22 protein-coding genes, 2 tRNA genes and 1 other RNA gene are annotated in these 26,718 nt (G+C 71.5%); 11 read left to right on the top strand and 14 right to left on the bottom strand.

What is annotated here, in order from left to right:
* Positions 1-30: 30 nt before the first annotated feature.
* Positions 31-1,485, bottom strand: a complete 1,455-nt coding sequence (locus ABT023_RS03385; protein ID WP_350881617.1) for an MFS transporter — start codon at positions 1,483-1,485, stop codon at positions 31-33.
* Positions 1,486-1,651: 166 nt separating this feature from the next.
* On the opposite strand from ABT023_RS03385, the gene ABT023_RS03380 reads away from it, so the two are divergent.
* Together ABT023_RS03380 and ABT023_RS03375 are read left to right on the top strand one after the other, a co-directional pair.
* Entirely contained in the window at positions 1,652-2,287 is a 636-nt protein-coding gene (locus ABT023_RS03380) for an HNH endonuclease family protein (RefSeq protein ID WP_502890578.1), read from the top strand.
* The gene (locus ABT023_RS03375; RefSeq protein WP_350881206.1) at positions 2,269-2,694 is read left to right on the top strand and encodes a hypothetical protein; all 426 of its coding nucleotides are present in this window, start codon (positions 2,269-2,271) and stop codon (positions 2,692-2,694) included. Before ABT023_RS03380 ends, ABT023_RS03375 begins: the two co-directional genes overlap by 19 nt.
* A 49-nt stretch (positions 2,695-2,743) precedes the next feature.
* Here ABT023_RS03375 and ABT023_RS03370 read toward each other — a convergent pair whose 3' ends face one another.
* The 11 genes from ABT023_RS03370 to ffs all read right to left on the bottom strand — a co-directional run bounded on the left by ABT023_RS03370 (position 2,744) and on the right by ffs (position 17,254).
* Positions 2,744-3,847, bottom strand: coding sequence for an ABC transporter ATP-binding protein (locus tag ABT023_RS03370; RefSeq protein ID WP_350881204.1), 1,104 nt, complete (start codon positions 3,845-3,847; stop codon positions 2,744-2,746).
* On the bottom strand, positions 3,844-4,962 hold the full coding sequence (locus tag ABT023_RS03365) for an ABC transporter ATP-binding protein (RefSeq protein WP_350881202.1): 1,119 nt from the start codon (positions 4,960-4,962) through the stop codon (positions 3,844-3,846). The genes ABT023_RS03370 and ABT023_RS03365 overlap by 4 nt, the downstream gene beginning before the upstream one ends.
* Positions 4,963-4,972: 10 nt before the next feature.
* Positions 4,973-5,935: an ABC transporter permease gene (locus ABT023_RS03360; protein ID WP_350881200.1), complete on the bottom strand. Its 963-nt coding sequence runs from the start codon at positions 5,933-5,935 to the stop codon at positions 4,973-4,975.
* Positions 5,932-6,936: an ABC transporter permease gene (locus tag ABT023_RS03355; RefSeq protein WP_350881198.1), complete on the bottom strand. Its 1,005-nt coding sequence runs from the start codon at positions 6,934-6,936 to the stop codon at positions 5,932-5,934. The genes ABT023_RS03360 and ABT023_RS03355 overlap by 4 nt, the downstream gene beginning before the upstream one ends.
* A 78-nt stretch (positions 6,937-7,014) precedes the next feature.
* On the bottom strand, positions 7,015-8,679 hold the full coding sequence (locus ABT023_RS03350) for an ABC transporter substrate-binding protein (protein WP_350881196.1): 1,665 nt from the start codon (positions 8,677-8,679) through the stop codon (positions 7,015-7,017).
* A 316-nt stretch (positions 8,680-8,995) separates the two neighbouring features.
* Complete coding sequence (locus ABT023_RS03345) at positions 8,996-9,466, bottom strand: hypothetical protein (RefSeq protein WP_350881194.1); 471 nt, start codon at positions 9,464-9,466, stop codon at positions 8,996-8,998.
* A gap of 59 nt (positions 9,467-9,525) precedes the next feature.
* Positions 9,526-13,371 carry a golvesin C-terminal-like domain-containing protein gene (locus ABT023_RS03340; protein ID WP_350881192.1) on the bottom strand — a complete coding sequence of 1,282 codons (3,846 nt, stop codon included), beginning with the start codon at positions 13,369-13,371 and terminating at the stop codon, positions 9,526-9,528.
* Between the two features lie 237 nt (positions 13,372-13,608).
* Positions 13,609-14,202 carry a recombination mediator RecR gene (gene recR / locus ABT023_RS03335; RefSeq protein WP_350881190.1) on the bottom strand — a complete coding sequence of 198 codons (594 nt, stop codon included), beginning with the start codon at positions 14,200-14,202 and terminating at the stop codon, positions 13,609-13,611.
* Positions 14,203-14,214: 12 nt separating this feature from the next.
* Positions 14,215-14,523: a YbaB/EbfC family nucleoid-associated protein gene (locus tag ABT023_RS03330; RefSeq protein ID WP_201754419.1), complete on the bottom strand. Its 309-nt coding sequence runs from the start codon at positions 14,521-14,523 to the stop codon at positions 14,215-14,217.
* 110 nt (positions 14,524-14,633) lie between these two features.
* Positions 14,634-17,057: a DNA polymerase III subunit gamma and tau gene (locus tag ABT023_RS03325; protein WP_350881188.1), complete on the bottom strand. Its 2,424-nt coding sequence runs from the start codon at positions 17,055-17,057 to the stop codon at positions 14,634-14,636.
* A 107-nt stretch (positions 17,058-17,164) separates the two neighbouring features.
* An RNA gene (gene ffs, locus ABT023_RS03320) (signal recognition particle sRNA small type) lies at positions 17,165-17,254 on the bottom strand.
* Between the two features lie 82 nt (positions 17,255-17,336).
* Here ffs and ABT023_RS03315 point away from each other — a divergent pair.
* Positions 17,337-17,421: transfer RNA gene (locus tag ABT023_RS03315), tRNA-Ser, on the top strand.
* Positions 17,422-17,625: 204 nt separating this feature from the next.
* Here the strand turns inward: ABT023_RS03315 and ABT023_RS03310 are convergent.
* Complete coding sequence (locus ABT023_RS03310; RefSeq protein ID WP_266263048.1) at positions 17,626-17,892, bottom strand: hypothetical protein; 267 nt, start codon at positions 17,890-17,892, stop codon at positions 17,626-17,628.
* 246 nt (positions 17,893-18,138) lie between these two features.
* Between ABT023_RS03310 and ABT023_RS03305 the strand changes: the two genes are divergently transcribed.
* The 8 genes from ABT023_RS03305 to ABT023_RS03270 all read left to right on the top strand — a co-directional run bounded on the left by ABT023_RS03305 (position 18,139) and on the right by ABT023_RS03270 (position 26,492).
* Complete coding sequence (locus ABT023_RS03305) at positions 18,139-19,686, top strand: hypothetical protein (protein WP_350881186.1); 1,548 nt, start codon at positions 18,139-18,141, stop codon at positions 19,684-19,686.
* Between the two features lie 124 nt (positions 19,687-19,810).
* Positions 19,811-20,425, top strand: coding sequence for a hypothetical protein (locus ABT023_RS03300; protein WP_350881184.1), 615 nt, complete (start codon positions 19,811-19,813; stop codon positions 20,423-20,425).
* Positions 20,426-20,457: 32 nt separating this feature from the next.
* Positions 20,458-20,988: a hypothetical protein gene (locus ABT023_RS03295; RefSeq protein ID WP_502890587.1), complete on the top strand. Its 531-nt coding sequence runs from the start codon at positions 20,458-20,460 to the stop codon at positions 20,986-20,988.
* A gap of 83 nt (positions 20,989-21,071) precedes the next feature.
* A complete protein-coding gene (locus ABT023_RS03290; RefSeq protein WP_350881181.1) occupies positions 21,072-23,171 on the top strand; it encodes an NACHT domain-containing protein in 2,100 nt (699 codons plus the stop codon).
* 107 nt (positions 23,172-23,278) lie between these two features.
* Positions 23,279-23,797 (top strand): toxin-antitoxin system HicB family antitoxin, encoded by a 519-nt coding sequence (locus ABT023_RS03285; RefSeq protein WP_350881179.1) that lies wholly within the window; start codon positions 23,279-23,281, stop codon positions 23,795-23,797.
* Positions 23,766-24,722 (top strand): DUF4097 family beta strand repeat-containing protein, encoded by a 957-nt coding sequence (locus ABT023_RS03280; RefSeq protein WP_350881177.1) that lies wholly within the window; start codon positions 23,766-23,768, stop codon positions 24,720-24,722. Before ABT023_RS03285 ends, ABT023_RS03280 begins: the two co-directional genes overlap by 32 nt.
* Before the next feature lie 25 nt (positions 24,723-24,747).
* Positions 24,748-25,704 carry an ATP-binding cassette domain-containing protein gene (locus tag ABT023_RS03275; RefSeq protein ID WP_350881175.1) on the top strand — a complete coding sequence of 319 codons (957 nt, stop codon included), beginning with the start codon at positions 24,748-24,750 and terminating at the stop codon, positions 25,702-25,704.
* Positions 25,701-26,492: an ABC transporter permease gene (locus ABT023_RS03270; RefSeq protein ID WP_350881173.1), complete on the top strand. Its 792-nt coding sequence runs from the start codon at positions 25,701-25,703 to the stop codon at positions 26,490-26,492. The genes ABT023_RS03275 and ABT023_RS03270 overlap by 4 nt, the downstream gene beginning before the upstream one ends.
* A gap of 121 nt (positions 26,493-26,613) precedes the next feature.
* Here the strand turns inward: ABT023_RS03270 and ABT023_RS03265 are convergent.
* Positions 26,614-26,703, bottom strand: a tRNA-Ser gene (locus tag ABT023_RS03265).
* Positions 26,704-26,718 lie beyond the last annotated feature (15 nt).

Here is a 26,718-nt window from a genome sequence, read left to right as displayed (position 1 = left end):
CGGCGGCGCCCGGCACCCGCCGGGCGCCGCCTACCGCCCGTCGGGCGGGGTCGAGGCTGGCAGCGACGGACACGGCTGCGAGCCGGGTGCCTCGCGGGGCGGGCGGTGGATCAGCAGACCGGCCAGCACCGCCCCGGCCAGCAGCCCGCCCGCGCACCAGAGCAGCGCGCCCCGGAACGCGTCGGTCAGCGCCGCCTTCTGCGCGTACCCGGTGCCGCTCAGGCCGACCAGCAGGGGCAGCGCGGCCACCGCGAGCAGGCCGCCGGCCCGGGACGCCGCGTTGTTGAACCCGCTGGCCACCCCCGCGAACCGGTCCGCCACGGCGGCCAGCACCGAGGCCGTCAGCGGCGCCACCACCAGGGTCAGGCCCAGGCCGAAGAGGGTCACCCCGGGCAGCACATCCGTCCAGTACGACGCGCCCGGCCGCACCCCGCGCAGCAGCAGCAGGCCGATCGCGGCCACCACCGGGCCCACGGTCAGCGGCAGCCGGGGGCCGATCCGGGCCGACAGCGCCCCGGCACGGGACGAGCCGACCAGCAGCAGGACCGTCATGGGTACGGTGGCCAGGCCGGTGAGCAGCGCCGACCAGCCCACCACGTTCTGCAGGTACACGGCGAGGAAGAAGGTGAACCCGCCCAGCGCCGCGTACATCACCACCGTGAAGACGTTCAGCACCGAGAAGAGCCGGCTGCCGAACAGCCCGACGGGCAGCATGGCGGTGTCGCCCCGGTGCCGTTCCACCAGCACGAACGCGACGGCGGCGAGCACCCCGACCAGCGCCGACGCCAACACCGGCAGCGAACCGCCCCGGGCCGGCGCGTCGATCAGGGCGTACGTGACGCCGCCCAGGCCGAGCGCGCCGAGCAGCGCGCCGGCCACGTCGAACCGCCGCCGACCCGCCCCGGTACGCGAGGCGTCCTCGTCGCGGCTCTCCGGCACCCAGCGCAGCGCGGCCAGCACCACCGGCACGGCCAGCGGCAGGTTGATGAAGAAGATCCACCGCCAGGACAGGGCGTCGATCAGCCAGCCCCCGACGAGCGGGCCGAGCGCGGTGGAGACCCCGGCCAGCCCGGACCATGCCCCGATCGCCCGGCCCCGGTCGTCGGGGTGGAAGCTGGACTGGATGACCGACAGCGAGCCCGGGGTGAGCAGCGCACCCCCGACACCCTGGAGGAACCGGGCCGCGACCAGCCAGCCGGTGCCCTGGGCCAGGCCGCACAGCGCCGAGGCGACGGCGAACCAGACCACCCCGATCAGGAACACCCGCCGCCGCCCGAACCGGTCGCCGAGCGCCCCGCCGAGCAGTACGAACGCGGCCAGCATGAGCAGGTACCCGTTGATGGTCCACTGGAGACCGGCCACTGTGGCGCCGAGTTCCGCGCCGAGGCGGGGCAGGGCCACGTTGACCACGGTGCTGTCCAGGAAGACCATGCCGGAGGCGAGGATCGCGGCGAGCAGCGTCCCCCGGCCGGCGGGGGTGCCCATCCGGAGCGCGGGCGTGGGTGCGGATTCGGTCACGGGTACCCATCCTCCTCCGGTCGATTTGCCGGACGCCACGATTCATGGAAACGGTGCCGGGGTACTGTGCGCAATCGCCGGGAGCCCGCAAGCTGGAGAGGTGTCGTCTGTGCGAACCAGATCAGGACGTCGTGTGGCCGGGGCTGCCGTGCTTGCCGCGGCGCTCGCCCTCGTGTCCGCCGGCTGCTCGGCGGTCGACGAGCCCGAGGCACCGCCCAGCGGCGGCGGCGGCAACGTCAGCGAGCAGTTGGGCCAGCTGACCGTCGCCGGTGCCGGCTCGATGAAGGGCTACAGCCGCGACCACTTCCCGCACTGGCGGAACACCGGCAAGAACTGCGACGTGCGGGACAGCGTTCTCAAGCGCGACGGTAAGGACATCCGGCTCTCCGGCTGCAACGTCGTCGCCGGCCACTGGGAGAGCGTGTACGACGGCCGGGTCTTCACCGACCCCTCGGACGTGGACATCGACCACATGGTGCCGCTGGCCAACGCGTGGCGCTCTGGGGCGGACGAGTGGGACGACGCCAAGCGGGGCGACTTCGCGAACGATCTCACAAGACCGCAGCTCTTCGCGGTTTCCGCCTCCTCCAACCGGGCAAAGGGTGACCAGGACCCGTCCCAGTGGAAGCCGGCGAACCGATCGTACTGGTGCAAGTACGCCGAGAACTGGGTGACGGTCAAGCACCACTGGCGGCTGACGGTGACCAGTGCCGAGAAGGCCGCCCTGACCGACATGCTGGGGGGCTGCACATGGGCGAGCAAGCCGTGACCGGGGCCGGGACGAACGAGGGTGCCACCACGGCCGGGATGATCGCGGACGGCGGCCCGGCGGGTCCGGCCGACGTCTCGGGCGCCGGCATGTCCGCCGACGCGGGGGCCACCGACGCCGCGGCGTCCCCGCCCACGGGCGCTCCGGCCGGCGGCGGGGCGCAGAACCGTACCGCCGATGTCGTCCCCGGCCCGGGCGGCGTGATGACCGACGAGGCCGGCGTGGTGACCGGTGAACTGACCCTGCGCACGGAGTACGCCGACGGCCAGGTCGTCCTCCGCGTGCAGTACCGGGAGGCCGACGAGTGGTACGTCGTGACCGGCGGGACGGCCCCGCTGGCCGACCCGGCCGGGCTGGACGCCGTACACACGATCGCGGTCGGCCTGCTCAACCGCCCGGAGGGCTGACCTGGCCGGGGCCCCCGCGACGCGAGCCGCGCCGACAAGGGCCCCTCGCTCACACGTACGAGCCGGGCTCGGTGGGGGCGGAGACGACGGCCGGGGCCGCGCCCTCATCCTCGGGCCGGACGATCTGCACACTCACCTTGTGCGGTCGCAGCTCGCCGCTGGCGATCCGCTCCGCGAAGTGGCAGGCGACCCGGCTGCCGCCGATGTCCCGCAGTGCCGGCCGCTCCTCGGCGCAGCGGGTGGGCTGGGCCCACGGGCAGCGGGTGTGGAACCGGCAGCCCGACGGCGGGTTGGCCGGCGACGGCAGGTCCCCGGCGAGCAGGATCCGCTCCCGCCGGTCCTCCACGTCCGGGTCGGGCACCGGCACGGCCGACATCAGCGCCCGGGTGTACGGGTGCAGCGGCTCGCTGTACAGCCGGTCGCTCGGTGCCTCCTCGACCAGCGCGCCCAGGTACATCACGCCGACCACGTCGGAGATGTGCTTGACCACGGCAAGGTCGTGGGCGATGAACAGGTAGGTCAGGCCGAGGTTGTCCTGAAGCTCGTCGAGCAGGTTCACCACCTGGGCCTGGATGGAGACGTCCAGGGCGGAGACCGGCTCGTCGGCGACGATCAGCTCGGGGCCGAGCACCAGGGCCCGGGCGATGCCGATGCGCTGCCGCTGGCCGCCGGAGAACTCGTGCGGGTACCGGGACAGCGCCCAACGGGGCAGCCCCACCGCGTCGAGGGTCTCGCCGATGATCCGCCGCCGGTCGTCCCGGTCGGTCCCGATGCCGTGGGTCTGCAACCCCTCGACCAGGATCGACTCGACGTTCTGCCGGGGGTCCAGGCTCGACATCGGGTCCTGGAAGATCATCTGCATTCGGCGGCGCATGGTGCGCAGCTTCCCGGCCGGGAGCGTGGTCAGCTCGACGCCGTCGAAGTGGACCTCGCCGGCGGTGGGCGGGGTGAGCTGGAGCAGGGCCCGGCCGAGCGTGGACTTGCCGCAGCCGGACTCGCCGACCAGTCCGTACGTCTTCCCGCGCGGGATGCTCAGGTCGACCCCGTCGACCGCCTTGACGTGGCCGACCACCCGGTCGAGGAGGATTCCCCGCTTGATCGGGAAGTGCACCTTCAGGTCGCGGACCTCGACGAGGATGTCGCTCTCGGTCACGGCTTCTCCTCCTCGCGCGGGGCGGGCACCGGGCCCGCGGTCGCGTCGTCGGCCACCACGGGGGCGGCGGCACCGGCCGCCGGGACGGTGCCCGGGGCGGTCGCGGCCCGGCCGCCGGTGACGCCCGAGGGCACGGTACCCGGGACCGGGGCCGGGTTGAGGCACCGGTAGCTGCGGCCGTCGTGGGCGAGCACCAGCTCCGGCGGCTCCCCCACGCACTCGTCGAGGCGGCGGGTGCAGCGTGGGGCGAAGGCGCAGCCGTCCGACCAGGCCAGCAGGTCCCGGACCGAGCCGGGGATCGGGTTCAGCCGCTCGCCACGCCCGGCGTCCAGGCGCGGCACCGAGCCGAGCAGACCCACCGTGTACGGGTGCCGCGGCTCGCGGAACAACGGCCGTCGGCGGGCCGTCTCCACCACCCGGCCCCCGTACAGCACGTTGATCGTTTCGCACATGCCGGCGACCACCCCCAGGTCGTGGGTGATCATCACGAGCGCGGTGCCGGAGTCCCGGACCAGGTCCTTGAGCAGCTCCAGGATCTGCGCCTGGATGGTGACGTCCAGCGCGGTGGTCGGCTCGTCGGCGATCAGCAGCCGGGGCTGGCAGGCCACCGCCATGGCGATCAGGGCGCGCTGCCGCATGCCGCCGGAGAGCTGGTGCGGGTACTCCTTGAGCCGGCGGCGCGGGTCGGGGATGCCGACCCGGTCGAGCAGGTCGGCGGCCTCCTTCTTGGCCGCCTCCCCCCGCATCCCCCGGTGCCGGGTCAGCACCTCGGTCACCTGCAACCCGATCGGGATCACCGGGTTCAGCGAGGAGAGCGGGTCCTGGAAGATCATCGCGACGTCCCGGCCCCGGATGTCCCGACGGGACCGGTCGTCGAGCTGGAGCAGGTCCGTGCCGTCGAAGACCGCCTTGCCTCCGACCTTCAGGCCGGGCTGCTTGGGCAGCAGGCCCATGATGGCCAACGAGGTGACGCTCTTGCCGCAGCCGGACTCGCCGACCAGGCCGACCACCTCGCCGGCGTCGACCGCGAAGGACACCCCGTCGACGGCGTGCACGGTGCGCTGACCGCGCCGGGCGAACGTGACGGAGAGGTCGTCCACTTCGAGCAGTGCCATGACAGACGGCCTACTTCCGCAGCTTCGGGTCGAGGGCCTCGCGCATCGCCTCGCCGAGCAGGGTGAAACCGAGCGCGGTGACGATGATCGCGAGGGCGGGCAGGACGGCCAGCCGGGGCGCGGCGTCGAGGTAGCGCTGCGCGTCGGCGAGCATGACGCCCCACTCCGGGATGGACGCGTCGTTGTTGCCGAGGCCGAGGAAGGAGAGCGCGGCGGCCTCGATGATCGCGGTGGCCAGGGTCAGCGTCGCCTGGACGATCACCGGGGCGAGCGAGTTCGGCACCACGTGGGTCAGCGCGATCTTCGGCTTCTTCACGCCCAGCGACGTCGCGGCCAGCACGTAGTCGCTGTTGGCCTGGGAGATCATCGAGCCGCGCAGCAGCCGGGCGAAGACCGGCACGGAGACCACGCCGACCGCGATCATCACGGTGGTCAGGCCGGAGCCGAGCAGCGCGGCGATGCTGATCGCGAGCAGCAGGCTCGGCATGGCCAGCAGCATGTCGACGAAGCGCATGATGACGTTGTCGAGGGCCCGGCCCCACTTGCCGCCGAGACCGGCAGCGGCGCCGGCGACGCCGCCGAGCAGCGACCCGACGGCCAGCCCGATCAGGGTGGAGATGATGCCGACCAGCAGGGTCTGCCGGGCACCGACGATCATCCGGCTGAACTCGTCACGGCCGATGTGGTCGACGCCGAACCAGTTCTCCGCCCGGGGGCCCGGGAAGTAGCCGATGTTGTCCCGGATCTCGCCCTTCCAGAGCTGGGCGTCCGCCGGGTGCGGGACCAGGAACGGCCCGACGATGGCGACCAGCAGGAACAGGCCCAGGATCACCGCGCCGACGATGGCGGCCGGGTTGCGCCGCAGCCGGCGGAACGCCTCCTGCCAGAGGCTCACGCCGCGCTCGTCGTCCCGGGCGGCCAACTCGGCGAGCCGGTCGATCTTCTCGCGCTTCTTGCCGCTGATGGCCGTCATCGCACCCTCACCCTCGGGTCGATCACGCTGTATGAGAGGTCCACCAGGAGGTTCACCAGCACGTACACCACCGCGATGATCAGGATGAAGCCCATCAGGACGGGGTAGTCGCGCTGGCCGATCGCCTCGGCGACGAACGCCCCGATGCCGCTGAAGGCGAAGACGGTCTCGGTCAGCACCGCGCCGGAGAGCAGGCCGCCGGTGAGCAGGCCGATCGAGGTGACCACCGGCAGCATGGCGTTGCGCAGCACGTGCCGGCGGCGGACCGTGTTCTCGGTCAGGCCCTTGGCCTCGGCCGTGCGGACGAAGTCCTCGTTGAGCACTTCCAGCACGCTGGCCCGGGTGATCCGGACGATGATCGCCAGGGGGATGCTGGCCAGCGCGAGGCCCGGCAGCACCAGGTGCCAGAGCGCGTCGGCGGCGGCGTCCCACTCCCGGGTCATCAGCCCGTCGAAGACGAAGAAGTTGGTGATCCGGGTCGCCCCGAGGGTCGGATCCTGCCGTCCGCTGGACGGGAACCAGCCGAGGTTCTCCGAGAAGACCGCCTTCAGCACGTACGCCAGGAAGAAGACCGGGATGCAGATGCCGATCAGCGACCCGCCGACCGAGAGGTGGTCGAGCATCCGGCCCCGACGGCGGGCGGCCAGGTAGCCCAGCGGGATGCCGATCCCGATCGCGATCACCATGGCCATCACGGTCAGCTCGACGGTGCCGGGGAACCGCTCGATGAACTCGGTGACGACCGGGCGCTTGGTGGAGGTCGAGGTGCCCAGGTCCAGCTTGATCAGCCGCCGGACGAACCGGCCGTACTGGATCAGGATCGGCTCGTCGAGACCGAAGTTGCGGCGGATGGCGGCGCGCATCTCCGGCGTGCCGCGCTCACCCAGGATGGCGGTCTCGGGGCCGCCCGGCAGCCGGCGCAGCCAGATGAACAGCAGGAGGGAGAGCCCGATCAGCGTCGGTATGAGCTGTAGCAGGCGTCTGACGATGAACCGGAACACGGCGGCCTCGGAAGGGGGTGCGGAGGGGTGCGGGCGGGTGCCGTGGTAACGGCACCCGCCCGCGTTCGTTGCGTCAGATCAGGACTTGAACTCGGCGGTGGCGTACCGCTCGTCGGTGAGCGGGCTCGCCTTGATCCCGGTCACGTCCTTGCCGAACACGATCGCCGGCGGCGAGTGCGAGATCGGCACACCCGGCACGAGCTCCATGATGGCCTTGTTCAGAGCCTTGTACTTCTCCACCCGGGCCGCCTGGTCGGCGGTGGTGTCCGCGTCCTTGAACTGGTCGAAGAGGGCCTTGTCGGTGAAGCCCCACTCGTCCTTCGGCCGGTCGAAGAAGGTGCCGATGAAGTTGTAGGCGTCGCCGTAGTCACCGGTCCAGCCGAGGAAGTGGATGTCGTGCTTGTTGCCCGAGGTGGTGGCGTTCAGGTAGTCCGGGCTCCACTTGAGCGGGATGGCCTCGATCTTGATGCCGACCGCCTTGAGGTCCGCCGAGAGCAGCTCGAAGATGTCCTTCGGGTTCGGCATGTACGGCCGGGTGACCTCGGTCGGGTAGTGGAACCGCAGGGTCAGGTTCGACGCGCCGGCCTCGGCCAGCAGCGCCTTGGCCTTCTCCGGGTTGTAGTCGTACTTGGCCACGTCGCCGTTGAAGCCCTCGACGGTGTCCGGCATGAAGTTCACGCCGACCTTGGCGCCCGGGGGCAGCTTCGAGTCGACCAGCGCCTGGCGGTTGAGCGCGTACGCGATCGCCTGGCGAACCTTGACGTCGGCGAGCTTCGGGTTCCCCTTCTGGTTGATCGCCAGGTAGAGGACGTTGAACGCCGGGCGGGTGAGCATGTTGAAGCCCTCGGACTTCAGCGGCTCGACGTCGGCCGGGCCGACCAGGTCGTAGCCCTGGATGTCGCCGGAGCGCAGCGCCTGCTTGCGCGCGTTCTCGTCCGAGATGGTCTTGTAGATCAGGGTCTTCAGCTTGGCCTTGTTGCCGTAGTAGTCGTCGTTGCGCTCGATGGTGAGCGTCTTGTTGGCGACGTCCCAGGCCTTGAACTTGAACGGGCCGGTGCCGGTCGGGTGCTCCATCGCGTACGCCGGGTACTTGATGTCCTCGGCGGTGCCACCCACGTTGCTGGCGTCGTACTGCTCCAGCGCCTTCGGGCTGTGGATGGAGAACGAGGGGAGCATCAGCGCGGCCGGGATCTTGCTGGAGACCCGGGTGAACGCCAGGTCGACCGTGGTGGCGTCCTTGGCGGTGCACGACTTGAACAGGCTCGGCGGCAGGTCGGCGTTCTCGTTCTTGGCGAACCCGCCCATGACGTCCTGCCAGTACGCGGTCACGTCCGGGCTCTGCATGAGGCCCTTGGCGTTGTACCAGCGGTTGAAGTTCACGCACACCGCGTCGGCGTTGAAGTCGGCGCCGTCGTGGAACTTCACGCCCGAGCGGAGCTTGAACGTCCAGGTGGTGCCGGCTGCGTCCGGGGTCCACGACTCGGCCAGCCCCGGGGTGACCTTGGTGCCACCCTCCTCCGGCCGGACCAGGGTCTCGAAGACCTGACGCGCTACGCGCAGCGACTCGCCGTCGCTGGCGAAGCTGGGGTCGAGGACCTTCGGGTCGCCGGCCACGCCGAAGACCAGAGTGTCCTTCTTGCTACCGCCGGAACTGTCATCGCGGTCGCTCTCGGCGCAGCCTGCTACCGCGAGGGCCGCGACCGCGACGGCCGCAATTGCGACCTTCGGCCTGGGTGCACGCATGGGTGCTTCACCTCGTCCTTGGGGGTACGGACAACGTGGTGACAGGGGTCACCGATGGCCGTGACCTTAGCTGCCGTTCGGACCCCCGGGAAACTGCCGAGGAAGCGGTTGGTACCGGATCGTGTCTTAACCGGTGCGCCTCGCACGCGTCGGCCCGGCGGGCCGCCAGCAAAGGGGCGATTTGCACTGATTCATAGATGCGAACTTGTTACATCGACCGTCGCCCCCGTCCGACCACATGTCAGACACCCCACCGTGAATCGGGACGCCGGAAGGACCGACGGCCGGCGTACTTCAGCCAGCGGCGAGTGCGGGATCAGGATCCAGAACGGGAGGGAGTCGGGATGGCGGTCACGGTCGGACAGGTCGGCAGTAGTTCGACCTGCGCGGCGGGGGTCGCCACCGCCGGGCGGCGGAACGTGATCCGGTGGCACTGCGTCACGACGGTGGGCAGGGGACCCGGGCCGTGCCCCTGGGCGTCGTGCAGGACCACGGACAGGTCCGGCGTCCGGTGAATCTCCCGCACCTCCACACCCATCTCGTCGGCGATCGCCAGGACACGGTCGTCGGTCGGCGCCGTCGCCCCCGTGGCGAGCACCGCGTCGGCGTACTCCCGCGCTCGCTGTGCCAGCGCCGCCTCCGCCCGCGCCTCGCCCGCCCGGCTGGCCTTTCCGTGCTGCCGCGCCTTCGCCTCCAGCCACACCGCCCCGCCCACGAAGGCGATCAGCAGCAGGGCCGTCAGGACCCCCGGTGCCAGAGGTTCCCGCTCATCCGGCCGCCGTTTCACAGCCACCTCCCGATGTCCGTGGGCACCTCGCCGATCGGCGAGGTGCCCACGGACCTGGATCAGTTGTAGCCCACGGCCGACAGTCGGGAGGATACGGCGTTGGCATACGTCACCGCACCGGTGTCCTTCGGGTGGAAGGACGCCCGGCTGATGCAGACGTTCAGACCAGCGGTGATCCAGCCGACGCAGGTGGCGGCGGTGTCACCCTCCACCATGCGGAAGTCACCCTCACCCTCCGGGCCGGCGACGACGCTGTTGATGTCGTCCGGCACCAGCACGTCGTGGCCGGTGTCGTACTTGCGGCACGTCCCGTGGTCGAGCAGGCCCTCGACCATGTCGGTGTACTGGACCTTCAGTCCGGCCGCGCGGGCCTGGGCCACCATGTCGCGTTGGCCGTCCCGCATGTACAGGGCCAGCCGGTTGACCATGTCCATCTCGCCGCCCGTGAACCTGCCGAAGACGCATGAGTCCAAGTGGTAGCCCGCGAAGAGCCGGGGATACCCGACCAGCATGATGGTTGCGTTCGGCGCCTTCGCGGCGGTCGAGTCGATCAGCTGGCGCACCTCCGTCACGGAGCTGTCGATGCGCTGTCGAACGAGCGCCTCGTAGCCCGCCTCGTTGCAGGACGACTCGGCGCAGTAGGTCATCGTTCCGGCGAACCTGGCGTCGTTGCCGCCGGCCGACAGCAGAACCAGGGTCGTGTTGCCGTCCAGCGTCCCCGACTCGATCTGGGACATCTCGCGGAACTGCCCCTCCGCTGCCTGGTGGTAGCCGCCGATGCTCGGCGGCGGGCTCTGCCAGTGACTGGGGGTCACGGTGCTCCCCATCTTCGCCGCGGTCGCCCCCGAGCAGCTCACGAACTGGAAGTCCACGTTCGGGTCGTGCGCAGCCAACCGGTTGGCGATGGAGCTCGACGATCCGGGGAGCCGGGTCAGCAGCTGCCAGGACTTGGTGCTCCGGCGGCAGGCGTTCCACGCGCGGCTGCCGTAGTTGTTGTCGCTCTCGTAGAAGTAGCTGCCGGCCCCCTCACCCGAGCCGTACGAGTCACCCATGGCGACCACGAAGTGCTGGGGTTTGGCGCTGAGCGGCACGAACGCCAAGGCGTCCCAGGCGACGTCCTCGACCCCCGTGCCGTCCTCGGTGATGTTGTCCAACTCCACCGACTGGGCTCCCTGGTCGGAGAACTGGTACGTCCCCAGGGTCACCCAACGGTGGGCCTCGGTACGGGTAGGGATGTACCGCGTCTTCTGCCCGGACCCGGTGTTGATCCGATACCGCGCCTGCTGGGTGTGCGCGCCATGGTCCGGGATGTGCACCATGACCTTCGCCCACCCGTTCAACCTGGTGGTCGGCGTCCACCGGCCGGTCGCCTTACCAGGCGTAGTGGTGGAGCCCTGGGTATGCGTGAACCAGAAGTGGCCGCCGAAGCCGCCGCCGATCTGGTGGGTGTCAACCTTGCCCGGATAGATCGTTCCTCCGGACGGCCCGGCGCGCCCGTCGAAGCTGAACGAGAACTTCCCGGCGGGGGTGTAGTCCCGGGCGCAGCCCTGCGGGCCGAGCGCGCTGGCGCTGTCGATGTCGTCGATGATCAGCGCGTTGCTCGGCAGGCCGGTCCGGCTGCACTGCGAGTCGTAGATGCTGCTGCCGAACGGACGCGGCTCGACAGTCGTGTACCGCCGGTTCTCCAGACCACAGTTGATCGAGCAGTCCGTCCACGTCACGGGCGAGTTCCACCAGCACTTCAGGTCGTTCCGGGTGCACGGGCCCGGCTTCTCTGTCGGATAGTCGCCGGGCACCTGTGAGACGTTCGGATCGCAAGCGTTCTGGGCAGGGACGCAGAACGTGTGACGCGATGGCTGCGCCACCAACTTGTTGCGCACCTGCGCCGTAGCATACGTCGGGGCGTAGTTCTGCGTCTCGTAGTCGTACCGCCGCAGCGAGGTGTACGCGAAGCCCATGACCCGCTCCGGGTACGACCAGTGGTTGGGGTGCTTGGCGTTGTCGTATCCGATGTCGTCGTCCACCGGCGGGTTGGCGTCCGGCACGTCGAGCGGTGCGGTCAGGAACATCTGCCGGTCCGGGGGGAAGTTCGGGTTGCTCGGGTTGTTGGCCCAGCCGACCCCCCAGGGCTGCGACCCTGCCTGCGGGTAGAAACCGGTGTTGTACGCCCAGATGGCGAACCACCAGTTCTCGATGTACTGGGGATCACCGTTGTTCGCGATCAGTCCCGCGTTGCGCGTGGTGTTCCACTTGTCCTGAAGGATGCGCAGGCCGGCCGCGGCGTTGGTGGCGTAATCCAGAGCCACGGCCTTCTGCTTGGTGTAGTCCCACTGCACGCCGGTGATCACCTGGCCGGTGTCGGCCTTCCGCATTCCGGTAGTAACTTGGCCGACACCGTACCCGCAGTCCGTCTTCGACCAGTCGATCTTCGTGACGTCGGGGTTCATCAGATCGAGCCCGTAGTAGCCCAGGCTGGTCAACGGGTTGCCGGCGAGGCCGTCCACCACGTGGAAGCTGGCCTGCAGCAGGTTCGACTCCTGCGCCAGGATCCCGAGGAACACCTGCGCCGGCACGAACCCGCCGCCGGAGAGGGCAAGCGATGGGAACATCCCCTGCGGGGAGTACGCCGGCAGCCCGTTGTTCGACCAGTTGGCCGGCCGCTGGAAGGTGAGCTGCCCCCGTACCGCCAGGTCGGCCGCCCACTCCATCTGCTCCCGGGTGGGCTGGTACGCCTGGATCATCGGGTCGTTGCGGGGCACCGCGCAGGAACGGTCCTCGTCCCAGGCGACCGTGGCAGGGTCGGGACCGGTGAGCGTGGCCCGCGGTTCCTCCACGCCGATCGTCCCGCCGACGGCGGGCGACAGCCGCCGGCCGGCCGCGTCGACCGACGGCTCCACGTCGAACTCGACCTGCGCGCCGCTGCGGACCCGGGCCGTGATCCGGACCCGGTCCGCCCGGCCGTCGCCGGCCGCCGGCCCTGCGGCCTCCCGACCCGTGCCCGCCCGGGTCACGACCAGGTCCCCGGTCCGCGAAACGTCGCTGTCAGGTGGGGCGTCGATGGAACGCCAGCCGGGTGGCAGGCTCCGTCCGGCGAGTCTCGCGCCGGCCCGGGCCCCCACAGCGAAGACCCGGCCCTGCCCACCGGCCCGGAGCTTCACCGTCCCGCTCGGCACGGTGGCCACGGTGGCGAGCCGGCCGCCGGTCCAGCGGAGCAGGTCGACCTTGTCGGTCCGGGCCACCTGGAAGGCGACGCCCCGGGACCCGTCCGGCATCAGCCGGAAGGGCGTCCCACCGGTCCGGGCCGCCGTCCGCACCGTCCCCTTCCTGTCGACCGTGACCAGCGCGTCCCCCTTCGCGGCGAGGATCGAGCCCTCGACCGGGACAGCCGAGGTGAGCTGGCCGGACGCGTACACCCGGTGACCGGCGAGGGGCCGGCGGGTGTCCACCGTGGTGAGCACCGTCCGGGCCGCCGCGTTCCCATTCGCCGTGGCCGGCAGCTCCAGCCGGGTCAGCACCACGCTCTCACCGGCCGCGCAGCCCGGGTTGTGGTACGCCAGGGAGTACCGCTCGGGCAGCTTGGTGACCGCGCCGGTGCTCAGGTCCACCACGGCCGCGAAAGCGCCCGCGTTGAGCAGGTTCTCCTTGTTGGCGAACTGTCGCGGGGCGTAGACCACGACGGCTCGCCGCCCGGAGCCGGTGACGCAGAGTTGGCCCGTCCACTGGTCCGTCGTCACGCCCGGCTCGGCGAGAGTCGCGGCGGTCCGCCACTGGTACGCCGCTTTGGTGTCCGCCACGAGCACGTGCAGGCCGGTCTCGTCGGCAGAGGTGGTGACCGCCCGGTCGGTGGACCGTCGCCAGCCAGGCCCGAGACTCCGGTCAGGATCGAGGACGCGGTCGGGTGCCACCGGCGCGCTACGGTCGTCCTGTGGGGCGGCGGCGCTCGGTCCGGCCGGAGTGGGGGGTGCCGCCGATGCCGGTCGTCCGTGAGGGACCAACGGCATCAGCACCGCCAGTCCGAGCACAGGTATCAAGATTCTCCGCACAGTGACCTCCGTCGCGGGGTGCGAGAAGCACCAGCCTCGCGACGGAGGTCACCGACACGCCACCAGCGGCCCACCGTTTCGCCATCGGGAACCGGACTCTCAGACCGCCCGGCGGCCCTCGAAGGCGCGGCCGAGGGTGATCTCGTCGGCGTACTCCAGGTCGCCGCCGACCGGCAGGCCGCTGGCGAGCCGGGTCACCGCGATGCCCATCGGCTTGACCATCAGCGCCAGGTACGTCGCCGTCGCCTCACCCTCGGTGTTCGGGTCGGTGGCGAGGATCAGCTCGCGCACCGCGCCGCCACTCAGCCGGGTCAGCAGCTCCCGGATGCGCAGGTTGTCCGGGCCGATCCCCTCCAACGGGTTGATCGCCCCACCGAGCACGTGATAGCGGCCCCGGAACTCTCCGGTCCGCTCGACCGCCACCACGTCCTTCGGCTCCTCGACCACGCAGAGCACCTCGTCGGTGCGGCGCGGGTCCCGGCAGATCCGGCACTGCTCCGACTCGGCGACGTTGTAGCAGGTGGTGCAGAACCGCACCAGGTCCTTGACCTTGCGCAGCGCCCCGGCCAGCCGGTTGACGTCGGCCGGGTCCGCCGACAGGACGTGGAAGGCGATCCGCTGGGCGCTCTTCGGGCCGACGCCCGGCAGCCGCCCCAGCTCGTCGATCAGGTCCTGGATGGCACCTTCGTACATCTGGTCGCCGGCTCAGAAACCGGGGAGGCCGAGGCCGCCCGCGCCGCCCGCGACCGGACCCATCTTCTGCTCGGTCAGCACCCGGGCCGCCTCGGCGGCGTTGTGCAGCGCGGCGACCACCAGGTCCTCCAGCGTCTCCACGTCCTCCGGGTCGACCGCCTTCGGGTCGATCTTGATGCTCTTGATGTCGCCCGAGCCGGAGACGGTCGCGGTGACGAGGCCGCCGCCGGCGGTGCCGGTCAGCTCTGCCTCGGCCAGCTCGGCCTGGGCCTTGGCGATCTGCTGCTGCATCTTCTGCGCCTGCTTCAGCATCTGCTGCATGTTCGGCTGTCCACCTGGGCGCACGGGGGCTCCTTCTCGCACTCGTCTGCTCGGCCGCGCCCAGCCTAGTCGGGGGCGTGGCCCGTTCTCCGGTACGGGCGACACCCGCGTCAGCGGGCGTCCACCTCGTCGATCTTCTCGGCGCCGAACGCCTCCCGGAGCAGCTGCACCGCCTGCTCCTCGCTGGACTGCCGGGCGGTCCGCTCGTCGATCACCTCGTCGAGCGGCTCGTCACCCGGGTCGAAGCCCTCGTAGGCCGGGGTGGCCGACGCCGCCGGACCGGGGCGTCCACCGCCGCGCACCGGCCCGTCGTAGTCGGGGTCGTAGGGCGGCTCGCCGGCCCAGTCCGCGTCCGCGGACCGCCGGGCCCCGTTCTGGGTACGCGGGCCGCCGCGGCCGGCCGCCGCCGCCCGCGCGGCGGCGATGGCGCTGCTGACCGGTGCGCCGCCCGCGCCGCCACCGTTGCCGGCGGCACCGTTGGCCGACGGGGCGGCCGACTCCGGGCCCGCGCCCCGAGCCGGGGCGGGCTCGCGCGTCGGGGCAGCGGCGGCGGGGGTCCGGGGCGGGGCGGTCGCCCCCGCGCCGTCGGTGGGCGGCCCGGCGGGGTCGGTCCCGCCCGGGCGGGCCGCCTCCGGCCAGTCGTCCTCCTGCGTCGCGTTCGTGGCCGGCGTGGCCCCGCCGGGGCGGGCCGGTTCGGGCCACTCCTCGTTCCCACCGGCCGACGTGGCCGGCCCGCCCGGAGCCGCGCCGGCCCGGCCGTCCGGTACGCCGGACGTCGGGCGGGCGGCGGGGGCGGTCGGTGCCTGTGGGGTCGGACGGGCCGCCGCGGGAGCCGCCGCCCGAGGGCCGCCGCCGCCACGCTCGCCGGAGACCTCGCAGCGGATCTGCCAACGCCCGCCGAACTCCTCGTAGAGGGCGTCGGTGAGCACCTGGGCATGGTCGGACATCATCTTGGCCAGCACCGTCGACTTCACGGTCAGCAGCAGCACGTCGCCGTCCAACTCCCGGACCACCGCGTCACGCATCAGCGCCGCGATCCGCTTGTTGGTCCGGTTGACCTTGCCGACCACCTCGGGCCACGCCCGACGCACCGCCACCGCGTCCAGCGCACCCGGGGCCGCCGCGCCGGGGCGGGGCGGGGCCGGGGTGCCGGGGTCGGGCATGACCGCCTCCGGCGGGACCTCCCGCCGAGGCGCGACCGGGGCGGCCGGAGCCGCCGACACGGGAGCGGCGGGCGGAGGCGGGCCACCCGCCGGGGCGGCGGACGCCGCCGCCGGCGCGGCAGCTGTGGGCGGGGTGGCCGGCTCGGGGCGTACCGCAGCGGTGGGGGCGACCGGCGCGGGGCCGGCGGCGGCCGGCGGCGGCTCGGTGCCACCGAGGGTGAGCCGGCGTTCCATCCGCTCCAGGCGCTGGAGCAGGGCACCGGTCGAGTCGTCCGCGCCCGGCAGCAGCATCCGGGCGCAGATCAGCTCCAGCAGCAGCCGGGGCGCGGTGGTGCCGCGCATGTCGACCAGGCCGTTGTGCACGATGTCGGCGCACCGGGACAGGGTGGCCGGGCCGAGCCGCTGGGACTGGGCGGTCATCCGCTCGATCTCGTCGGCCGGCCCGTCGATCAGGCCCTTGGTGGCGGCGTCGGGCACCTGCTGGAGCACGATCAGGTCGCGCAGCCGCTCCAGCAGGTCCGAGGCGAACCGGCGCGGGTCGTGCCCGGCCTCCGCCACCCGGTCCACGGTCGCGTACGCCGCCGCGCCGTCCCCGGCGGCCAGCGCGTCGCACATCTCGTCGATCAGCGCCGAGTCGGTGACGCCGAGCAGCGCGGCGGCCCGGGCGTAGCTGACCCCCTCCGGGCCCGCGCCGGCGATGAGCTGGTCGAGCACGGAGAGGCTGTCCCGGGCGCTGCCGCCGCCGGCGCGCACGACCAGGGGGAAGACCGCCGGTTCGACGGTGGCCCCCTCGGCCTCGCAGAGCTGCTCAAGGTATGGCCGGAGCACCTTCGGCGGGATCAGCCGGAACGGGTAGTGGTGGGTCCGCGACTTGATCGTGCCGAGGACCTTCTCCGGCTCGGTCGTGGCGAAGATGAACTTGACGTACTCCGGGGGCTCCTCGACCAGCTTGAGCAGGGCGTTGAAGCCGGCCGACGAGACCATGTGCGCCTCGTCGATGACGTAGATCTTGAACCGGCTCTGCGCCGGCGCGAAGAACGCCTTCTCGCGCAGCTCCCGGGCGTCGTCGACGCCGCCGTGGCTGGCCGCGTCGATCTCCAGCACGTCGATGGAGCCGCCGTCGGTGGCCAGCGCGCGGCAGGACTCACACTGCCCGCACGGCTCCGGGGTGGGGCCCTGCTCACAGTTCAGCGAGCGGGCCAGGATGCGTGCGCTGGAGGTCTTGCCGCAGCCGCGCGGGCCGGAGAAGAGGTATGCGTGGTTGAGCCGCCCGCTGCGCAGCGCCTGCGACAGCGGCTCGGTGACGTGCTCCTGCCCGATGATCTCGGCGAAGGTGCGCGGCCGGTACTTGCGGTAGAGCGCCAGTGCCACCCGTCCCGCCTCCTCTCGACCGAGCCATTCTGCGCCGGTCGGGCACGCGTGACCACCCACCACCCCGTGACCCTGACCTCGGGTACGGTACCGGCGCCCGGAGACAAAAAGGCCTCCCGTGCACCCGGCAGAGCTCGCTTATCCTTGCTGCCTTCCGGCCCTGGGGAGGTTCACGAGATACCGCCGCACGGGAGGTGACACCCACCCTACCCGACCGCCGGTCGATCTTCGGGGGGTGGTGGGGTGGTGGGGCCGGGACGGACCTGTATCCTGTCCCACGGAGGATTCGCCTAGAGGCCTAGGGCGCACGCTTGGAAAGCGTGTTGGGTTTACACCCTCACGAGTTCGAATCTCGTATCCTCCGCTCGTCCGAGCAGCACGAACGCCGGGCCGATCCCCTCACCGGATCGGCCCGGCGTTGTCTGTGCCGGGATGCACCTGAGCCTGGCCCGGGCCCGTTCGACCTGGGCCGTCCGGCGCCGCGCGTCCAGGCGGGCCCGGGCTCGCCGGCGAGCCCGGGCGCGGGGACGGCCGCAGTCGCCTACGGCCGTCCCCGTCAACCATGGGTTCAGCAGGTGGTGTTGCGGGCCGGGACCCAGCCGTCCAGCGACGGATCCTCGGCGCCGTGGCCGTAGACCCAGGAGTCGGCGTCGATGGCCCAGACCTGACCGTGCCAGCGGAATCCGCGCCCGGCCGTCAGGGTGCGCAGCACGAAGCCGCTCTGGGGTGCGGCGCGGAGCCAGGTGTTTTCCCTGAGGTTGCAGACGATGCCCCACGCGTCGCTGGCCGAGGCTGGCGTGGCCACCACGCCCGTACCGGCAATGATGACAGTCATGGCCGTCAGCGCATGCAGAAGTCGGCGTTCCACTCGTGTCCTTCCGTGTGAGCAGTGACGATTCTTTATCGCGGTCAATATAAGGTGTCGGGGCGTCCACAGTGAGCGAGGGTTCTGGTGCGTCGGAGAGTTGCGAGCGTCTCGGTTCTGGCTGTGTTGGCCGGGCTGACAGTCGGCGCCCCCGCGGAGGCGGCGGACGATTTCCGGACCGTCATCCGGGAGGGCGTCGTCCTCCAACATCAACGGGTGGCGAAGCTGGGCGGCCCGGTGAAGAAGATCGGCATCCGGGTGAAGCCCACCGGTATCACCCGTTCCGACTTCGACGGCGACGGCGTCGACGACGTCGCGGCCACCGGCGACCCCTTCGAAACCAACCTCCCCCACTACCCGACCGGCGTGGTGACGGTGCGCTACTCGTCCGCGCCGCAGGTCGACTACCTCCTGGGCGTCCTGTCGACGGACGGCGGCTGCGGCTGCTTCGGCACCGCGCTCGTGGCGGGCGACTTCAACGGCGACGGCTACGACGACCTGGCTGTCGGCGACTCGGACGAGGTGGTCCCGGGCACCGCGACCCACGCCGGCGGCGTCTGGGTCCTCCCCGGCAGCCGGACGGGCCTGGTCGTCGACTCGGCAACGCACTTCACCCAGAGCTCCCCGGGCATTCCGGGCGATCCGGCGAACTACGACCGGTTCGGGTCGGCGCTCGCGGCGGGCGACATCAACGGGGACGGCCGCGACGACCTCGCGATCGGCGCGTCCGGGAAGTCGATCGGGGCCGCGGCCGAGGCCGGCACGGTCACCGTACTGCTCGGCGGATCGGGGGGCCTCACGGCCACCGGCGCCCAACAGCTCCACCAGGACCAGGCCGCGGTGCCGGGCGCGGCCGAGCGCAACGACCACTTCGGCTTCACGCTCGCGATCGGCAAGGTCAACAGCGACGGGTACGCCGACCTCGCCATCGGTGCCCCGCACGAGAACGACGGCGTCTCCTGGGACGGCACCGGCATGGTCACCCTGATGTGGGGCTCAGCGGCCGGGGTCTCGCTGACCGGGGCCACGTCGGTGACCGGAGCGGCGGTGTACGGGTCGACGGGCAGCAGCGACACCATCGCGTGGTACCTGGGTGAGGCCCTCGCGATCGGCGACGTGGACGGCGACGGGCTGGGCGAGGTGATCGCCGGTGCGCCCGGCGCCCAGACCCCGCACCTCAACGGTGGCCTCATCGCGGTCCTCACGGGCCGCTCCGCCGGCCTGTCCGGCAGCGCCGTACGGGTCATCACGCAGCGCACCGCCGGTGTGCCGGGCGACCCCGGGAACGATGACCGCTTCGGCGCGACCCTCGCGACCGGGGACGTTACCGGCGACGGCAGGGCGGACGTGCTGGTCGGTGTGCCCGGCGAGGCCGTCGGCTCGACGGCCGAGGCCGGCGTCGTCACCCTGCTCCTGGGTGCCGCCGGCGGGCTGACCGGGAGCGGTGCCCAGCAGTTCGACCAGAACCACGCGGTCGTCCCGGATTCGTCCGAGCGCGGGGACAAGTTCGGCGCCTCCGTCGCGCTGCTGAACCTCGACGGCGTCGGCGGACTGGACGCCCTCGTGGCGTCGTACGGGGAAGAGGTGGCCGGCGACATCCCCGGCTACGCGTCCGGGTCGATCACCGTGTTCCGGGGCTCCACCGGCGGTCTCGTCCCGCAGTCGACGTCGTGGAGCGGCTCGACCATGCGTACCGAACGCGTCTGGCCCTTGCGCTACGGCCTGCGCATCGCCGGGCCTCAGGGCGGCGGCCCGGTGTACTGAGCGGGCGGGCCCCGTCGACACGGGGGGGGCCGCGCACACCCGGTATCTTCCGGGGCAGCGCCGGCGCTCCACCCCCGGTCGTACACATGTTCCATCCACAGGCTGTGGACACCGGGGGGCTCCGATGAGTTACCAGCTCAGCGCGGTGGTCGCCGACGGCGAGCTGCTCCGCGAGCAGACCGCCGACCTGGACCATGCGGTGCTCGCCGCCCTGCGTCAGGACTTCGCGCTGCTGCCGGTCACCCCGCAGTTGGTCGAGGAGTTGACCGGGGCGCTGCCGGACTTCGTCGTGGACGGGCCCGGTCCCGACCAGCCGTTCGAGCTGGTGCTCTCGCCGGGCCTGAACGCGCTGTTCGCCGGGTGGTCGCGGCTCGGGCCGGTGGCGTACCTGGAGGCCGAGTTCTCCGGCGGCGTCGGCCACCAGGCGGCGGTGGTCTGGCTGGCCGGCGCGGTGAGCTGGGGGCCCCTTTTCGACGACGTGTTGGGCTCCCCGCGCGAGCAGTGGCCGTTGAACGCGGCGTTGACCCGCCTCGGCGCGGAGCCGGGCCGGTGGATCGACCCGTTCGCCGAGCTGGGCCTGCACCTGGAGCGGAACGCCGACGGCTGGCTGATCCACGGACGGCGCGGACTGACCGCCGACTACTGGGACGAGCTGGCCGAGGAATGGGAAATCAGGGAATCCGCCGATCGGCAGCAACCTGAGCGCCCCGGTCCCGTTGGGGACTGGGGGATTCCATGAGATTGCGACAATTCGTTTTCATTGCGACACTACTGACGGCTACCTCGATCGCCGGCAGCGGCGCATGTCCACAGGGGCCGGTCGACGCCGTCGGCGACCTGCGCCCGCCCGACCGACCCGGTGCCGACCAACCGTCCGGCACCGACGAGGTCGTCAACCTGCGGGGCCTGCGCAACGTCGAGTTCGGCGACACCGAGGCGGACCTGACCCGGCGCGGCATACTCCGCGCCGAGGTCGACGCGTGCGGGCCGACGCTCGCCGGCCACGAGGAGACCAGCCCGATCTTCGTCGACGACCGGCTGGTGCTGCTCTGGCTCGACGATCCGGTCCGCACCCCGGAGGGCGTCACCGTCGGCACACCCGTCGACCAGGTCGGGGCCCGCTACGGGCGGGTCAGCCGGTTGGCCGCTCCACACGGGACGTACCGGTTCGACGGCCTGCTGGCCCGACGCGGCGACCGCGCGTACCTCTTCCTGCACGACGGCCGCACCGTCCGGAAGATCATCGCGGGGTACGCCAACTGGGCCCGCCGCCTCTTCGCCGAGGGGCACGGCCCCTGCTGACCGCCGAAGCGACAGCCGCACGGCGCGCCGGCCGCACCCGATCACGGGTTGTGCGCCACGGCGGCGGACGGTAGAGACTACGCATGCGTCGGGTAACCACGGTCGTCCTCACGGTGGTCTGCGTGACCCTGCTGGGGATCGTCACCAACGTCGCCACGGGGGTGCTGCCCGACCGCTGGTCCCCGTACCTCTGGCTCGCCTGGCCGTTGCTCGCCCTCGTGGCCACGGCGCTGACGGTGGTCGAGATCCGCCGGGCCCGCGAACCCGGTCCGGTGGGCGGCGCGAGCGCGGGGCGGGCCCGCCGGGTGCTGCTCGACCGGGTACGCCGCTACTGGATCACGAGCGTGCTGGACCGCTCGCTGCACGTGGAGGCGCGGCTCCAACTGGGCATCACGGCGTCCGCCGACGACCGCCGGTACCCGTGGACGCTGCGGGCCAGCCACCGGGACGGCTTCACCGGCGTCCTCCACGACCGGACGTCGGTCGCCACGATCTTCGAGCGACTCGACCGGGCCATGGTGATCCTCGGGGCACCGGGCGCCGGCAAGACGACCACGCTGCTCGAACTCGCGCGGGAGTTGCTCGACGGGGCCGAGACGGACCGGGACGCGCCCGTCCCGGTGGTCCTGAACCTCTCGTCGTGGGCGACGCGCCGCCAGCCCCTCGCCCAGTGGCTCGCCGAGCAGCTCACCGAGCGGTACGGGATACCGTCGGCCCAGGCCGCGGCATGGGTCGCGGCCGGCGAGATCCTGCCCCTGCTCGACGGCCTCGACGAGGTGGTCGAGGCGCGCCGCGACGAATGCGTGGCGGCGATCGCCGCGTTCCACGCCCAACAGCCCCTCACCCCGATCGCCCTCTGCTGCCGTGCGGCGGAGTACCAAAGGCTGCGGACCAGCCTGCCCGTCTACGGCAACGTGACCATCGAGCCGCTGACCCGGCCGCAGATCGAGCGGCACCTGAACCGGTCGGGGCCCGCCCTCGCCGGCCTGCGGGACGCCCTCGCGGCGGACGAGGAGTTGTGGGAATTCACCGGGTCGCCGCTGCTGCTCAGCATCATGGCGCTGGCCTACGCCGACGGTCCCGGCCCGGAGACCGGCACCGGCAGCCGCCGGCACCGGCTCTTCGCCCGGTACACCGAGACGATGCTGCGGCACCGGCCGCACCCCAGCTACCGGCCTGAGCAGGCCACCCGGTACCTCTCGCTGCTCGGTGACCGGATGCGGGCACGCCAGCAGTCCATCTTCGTCCTGGACCTGGTGGCCCCTGACTGGTCACCGACCTGGCCGCTCAGGAACCCCGACCTGTACAGCCGGACCGCGATCAGCATCGCCGTCGGGCTGGTGGTCACTCTCTGCGGGGCGGCGCTGGCGGGCCGGCCCGGCATCGCCGCCGGCCCGGTGGCCGCCGTCCTGACGGCGCTCGGCCTCGCGTTCGGCGAGTACGACGACCTCACCCTGATCGCGCGTTGGGGACGACGGCCCGAGGGCCGGCGTTCGACCCAGGTCAACTGGCTGACCGACACGGCCGCGGAGTTCACAGAGGTCCTGTTCAAGTCGGCCGTCGGCGGATCGGTCGTCGCCGGCACGCTCGCGGTCGGGGCGATCTTCGGCCTCTCCGACGGCTGGGCGGGCCTGCTCACCGGCCTGGCGTACTGGATCGGTTTCGCGCTCGCCGCGCTGCTCGCCATGAGCGTCGGCAACACCGTGGCGTTCCACCTCTACGTCGTGGGCCCGCCCGGGGGTGCCCCACGTCGCGAGGTCCCGAGCCCCGCGCTGCGCCAGCGCCTCCGCATCGCCCTCCGCGCTACGCCGCCCCTCGGCGTGATCGCCGGCGCCCCGGCCGGGTTGCTCGTCGCCTGGCAGCGGACCGACGCCGACGGCTTCCGGTACGGCCTGCTCGTCGGGACGGCGGCGGTGCTGTACCTGCTGGCGTCCGTCGCGGTCGGGCCGATCGTGGAGCAGTGGCTGGTCCGTCGGCGGCTCGCCCGGGAGGACGCCCTGCCCCGACCGCTACGGCCGTTCCTCGACTACGCGGTGCAGTGTCTCTTCCTGCGTGATGTCGGAGACGGGTACATCTTCGTCCACCGGGAGTTGCTCGAGTTCTTCGCGGACCAGGTGCCGGCGGGAACGCTGAGACCGCGCCGGCCGCCACCCGTCGACAGCATCGCTCTCAAGGACGGCTGAACCGATCCGGAGCCACTGCGGCACCACTGGCATCATTCTGCTGCCATCCTGAGCCAGATTGAGCCAGATCGGTTGCCCATGGTGCCATCGTGTGCCATAGTGATGCCATGGACCTGACCCCGTACGTGGCCTCTCTCGGTCGTGAGCTGCTGACGGCCGTGGAGACCGGTAATGACAACGACACCGCGTTGATCGAGCGGTTGACCGTGTCGATGGAGTCGGCGATCCGGCTCGCCCTGCTCGAAGCACTGTCGGCCGCCGCCGACGAGATCACCAGGGAGCTGGCTCCCGGTTCGGTCCAGGTTCGCCTGCGTGGCCGTGACCCGGAGTTCGTCGTGGCACCTCATCAGGCGGAGCAGCCACAGGAGGAGGCCACCGACCGGGGCGCGGTGCCGGCCGACGAAGCCGCGGCGGGCTTCGAGGACGGTGCCACGGCGCGCATCAACGTCCGCCTCCCGGAACAGCTCAAGGCCGCGGTCGAGGAAGCGGCCGGCAAGGAGGGCCGGTCGGTCAACGCGTGGCTGGTGCGTGCCGCCTCGACCGCGCTGCGAGCCGCGGAGCGCGACCACGGCTCCGAGCGGCGCGGCAAGCCCAGTGCGCAGCGCTACACCGGCTGGGCGCGTTAGCCGAACCCGGCCCTACCTTCCTTTCACGTCCCCCACCAGCGGGGATGTTCTTCCGACTCATCTTGAGGGGACAGCCATGCCTGTTTTTGCCACCCCGGAATCGATCTCCGTCACGATTGACATCGCCGTCGGCGGCGTGCGGCTCATCGCGAGCGACCGCACCGACACCGTCGTCGAGGTGCGGCCGAGCGACGAGTCCGACGAATCCGACGTGGAGGCCGCACAGCAGACCCGCGTCGAGTACGCCAACGGCACGTTGACCGTGCGCGGGCCGAAGGCCCGGGTGTTCGGCTTCTCCAAGAAGACCAGGTCGGTCGCTGTGCTCGTCGAACTTCCCACTGGCTCGGCGGTGCACGGTGACGTGTCGGTCGGGGACTTCCACAGCACCGGCGCGCTGGGGGAGTGCCGGTTCAAGACCTCCGTCGGTCACTTCCGACTCGACCGGATCGGCCAGCTTCGCCTGGACACCTCCGGTGGCCACGTCACGGTCGACACGATCGACGGTAACGCCGAAGTCGCCACCGGCAGCGGACGGGTTCACATCGGCGAGATCGGCGGGGCCGCCGTCATCAAGAACTCCAACGGCAACACCGACATCGGCACCGTCACCGGCGAGCTGCGTGCGCGTACGGCCAACGGCGACATCTCCGTCGACCGGGCCGATGCCGGAGTGGAAGCCAAGACCTCCAACGGAACCATTCGCATCGGCGAGGTCACGCGCGGCTCGGTCACGCTGCACACCGCGACCGGCGACCTGGAGATCGGTGTCGCTGCGGGCACCGCCGCGTGGCTCGACCTGAAAACCGGGCACGGGCGAGTGCACAACGCGCTGGACGACATCGGCCAAGGACCGAAGACGTCCGAGGAGACCGTCGAAGTCCGTGCGAACACCTCCTTCGGCGACATCACCGTCCGCCGTTCCTGACCAGACCTCTCGAAGGGGCCCTCCCATGACCACGCCATCCCAGCCGGCGATCACGGCGACCGGACTGCGCAGGTCGTTCGGCGACCACGTCGTGCTCGACGGAATCGACCTGAACGTCCCGCGGGGCACCGTCTTCTCGCTGCTCGGCGCGAACGGAGCTGGCAAGACCACCACGGTGAAGATCCTGTCCACGCTGATCCGCGCCGACGGGGGCAGCGCACGAATCGCGGGCCACGACCTGGCCGCCGAGCCCGACGCGGTCCGCGCCGCGATCGGCGTCACCGGCCAGTTCTCCGCGGTCGACAACCTGCTGACCGGCCAGGAGAACCTGACCCTGATGGCCGATCTGCACCACCTGGGTCGGGCGGCGGGCAGGCGCAGGGTGGCCGAACTGCTCGACCAGTTCGACCTGGTCGACGCGGCCAAGAAGCCGGTCGCGACCTATTCCGGCGGCATGCGCAGGCGGCTTGACCTCGCGATGACCCTGGTCGGCACACCCCAGGTGATCTTCCTCGACGAGCCGACCACCGGGCTGGACCCGCGCAGCCGCCGTGGCATGTGGCAGATCGTGCGGGAGCTGGTCGCGGATGGCGTCACCATCTTCCTCACCACGCAGTACCTGGAGGAGGCCGACGAACTCGCCGACCGGATCGCGGTACTGGACCACGGCAAGATCGTCGCCGAGGGCACCGCGGACGAACTCAAGCGCCGCATCCCCGGCGGCCACATCCTGCTGCGGTTCGCCGGCCCCGGCGACCTCGAGTCTGCCGCTCGCGTCGTGGGCCAGACGTCCCGCGACAGCGACGCGCTCGCCCTGCGGGTGCCGCACGACGGCAGCCCCCGTGCGCTGAAGGCCCTGCTCGACCGGCTTGACGAGAACGCGGTCGAGGTCGACTCGCTCAGCATGCACACCCCCGACCTCGACGACGTCTTCCTCGCCCTCACCGGCAACCCCAGGAACGAAAAGGTGGCAACGCGATGAGCACCGTGTCGTACGCACTGACCGACTCGGCGACGATGCTGCGCCGCAACCTCACGCGAATGGTGCGCTATCCGTCCATGACGGTGATGCTCATCGGCATGCCGATCGTCTTTTTGCTGCTGTTCGTCTACGTCCTCGGCGGCACACTCGGCGCCGGGCTCGGCGGCCCCTCCGGCGGACGGGCGGAGTACGTCAACTACGTCACCCCCGCGATCATCCTGATGACGATCACCGCCGCGGTTCAGGGCACCACCATCTCGGTCGCCATGGACATGACCGAGGGCATCGTCGACCGGTTCCGCACCATGGCCATCGCCCGCATTTCCGTCCTGACGGGCCACGTCATCGGCAGCCTCGTCCAGACGATGCTCAGCATCGCGGTGGTCATCGGCGTCGCGCTGCTCATCGGCTTCCGGCCGTCGGCAGGTCTCGGCGACTGGCTCGCCCTCACCGGCGTCCTGGTGATGATGGCCTTCGCCTTCATCTGGCTGTCGGTCGCATTCGGTCTGGCCAGCAAGACCGTCGAGTCGTCGAGCAACGTCGGCATGCCGCTGGTCCTGCTTCCGTTCCTCGGCAGCGGGTTCGTCCCGACCGACTCGATGCCGACCGCGCTGCGCTGGTTCGCCGAGTACCAGCCGTTCACCCCGCTCATCGAAACCATCCGCGGTCTCCTGATGGGCACTCCGATCGGGAACAGTGCCGTCATCGCCATCGGCTGGTGCGTCGTCATCACCCTCGGCGGCTACCTCTGGTCGAAGAAGCTGTTCAACCGCGAGTCCACCCGATAGATCGAAAAATGACCTGCTCGGCTCATCGCGGTCATGACCAGGTCCGCTCAGTCAGCTGAGACCGGACGAGGAAATGCCCGGCGGCTCCGAGCGGAGCTGCCGGGCATTTCACCCTGCTATATGGCGGTGGCGGCGGGATTTGAACCCGCGGAGGGCGTAAACCCTCACACGCTTTCGAGGCGTGCTCCTTAGGCCACTCGGACACGCCACCGCCGAGAAGGGTACA

Source organism: Micromonospora sp. NPDC002296, assembly GCF_040296145.1.
Taxonomy (GTDB): Bacteria; Actinomycetota; Actinomycetes; order Mycobacteriales; family Micromonosporaceae; genus Micromonospora.
Note: the sequence above shows the minus strand (reverse complement) of the source record. Positions and strands in the feature narration are given on the sequence as shown.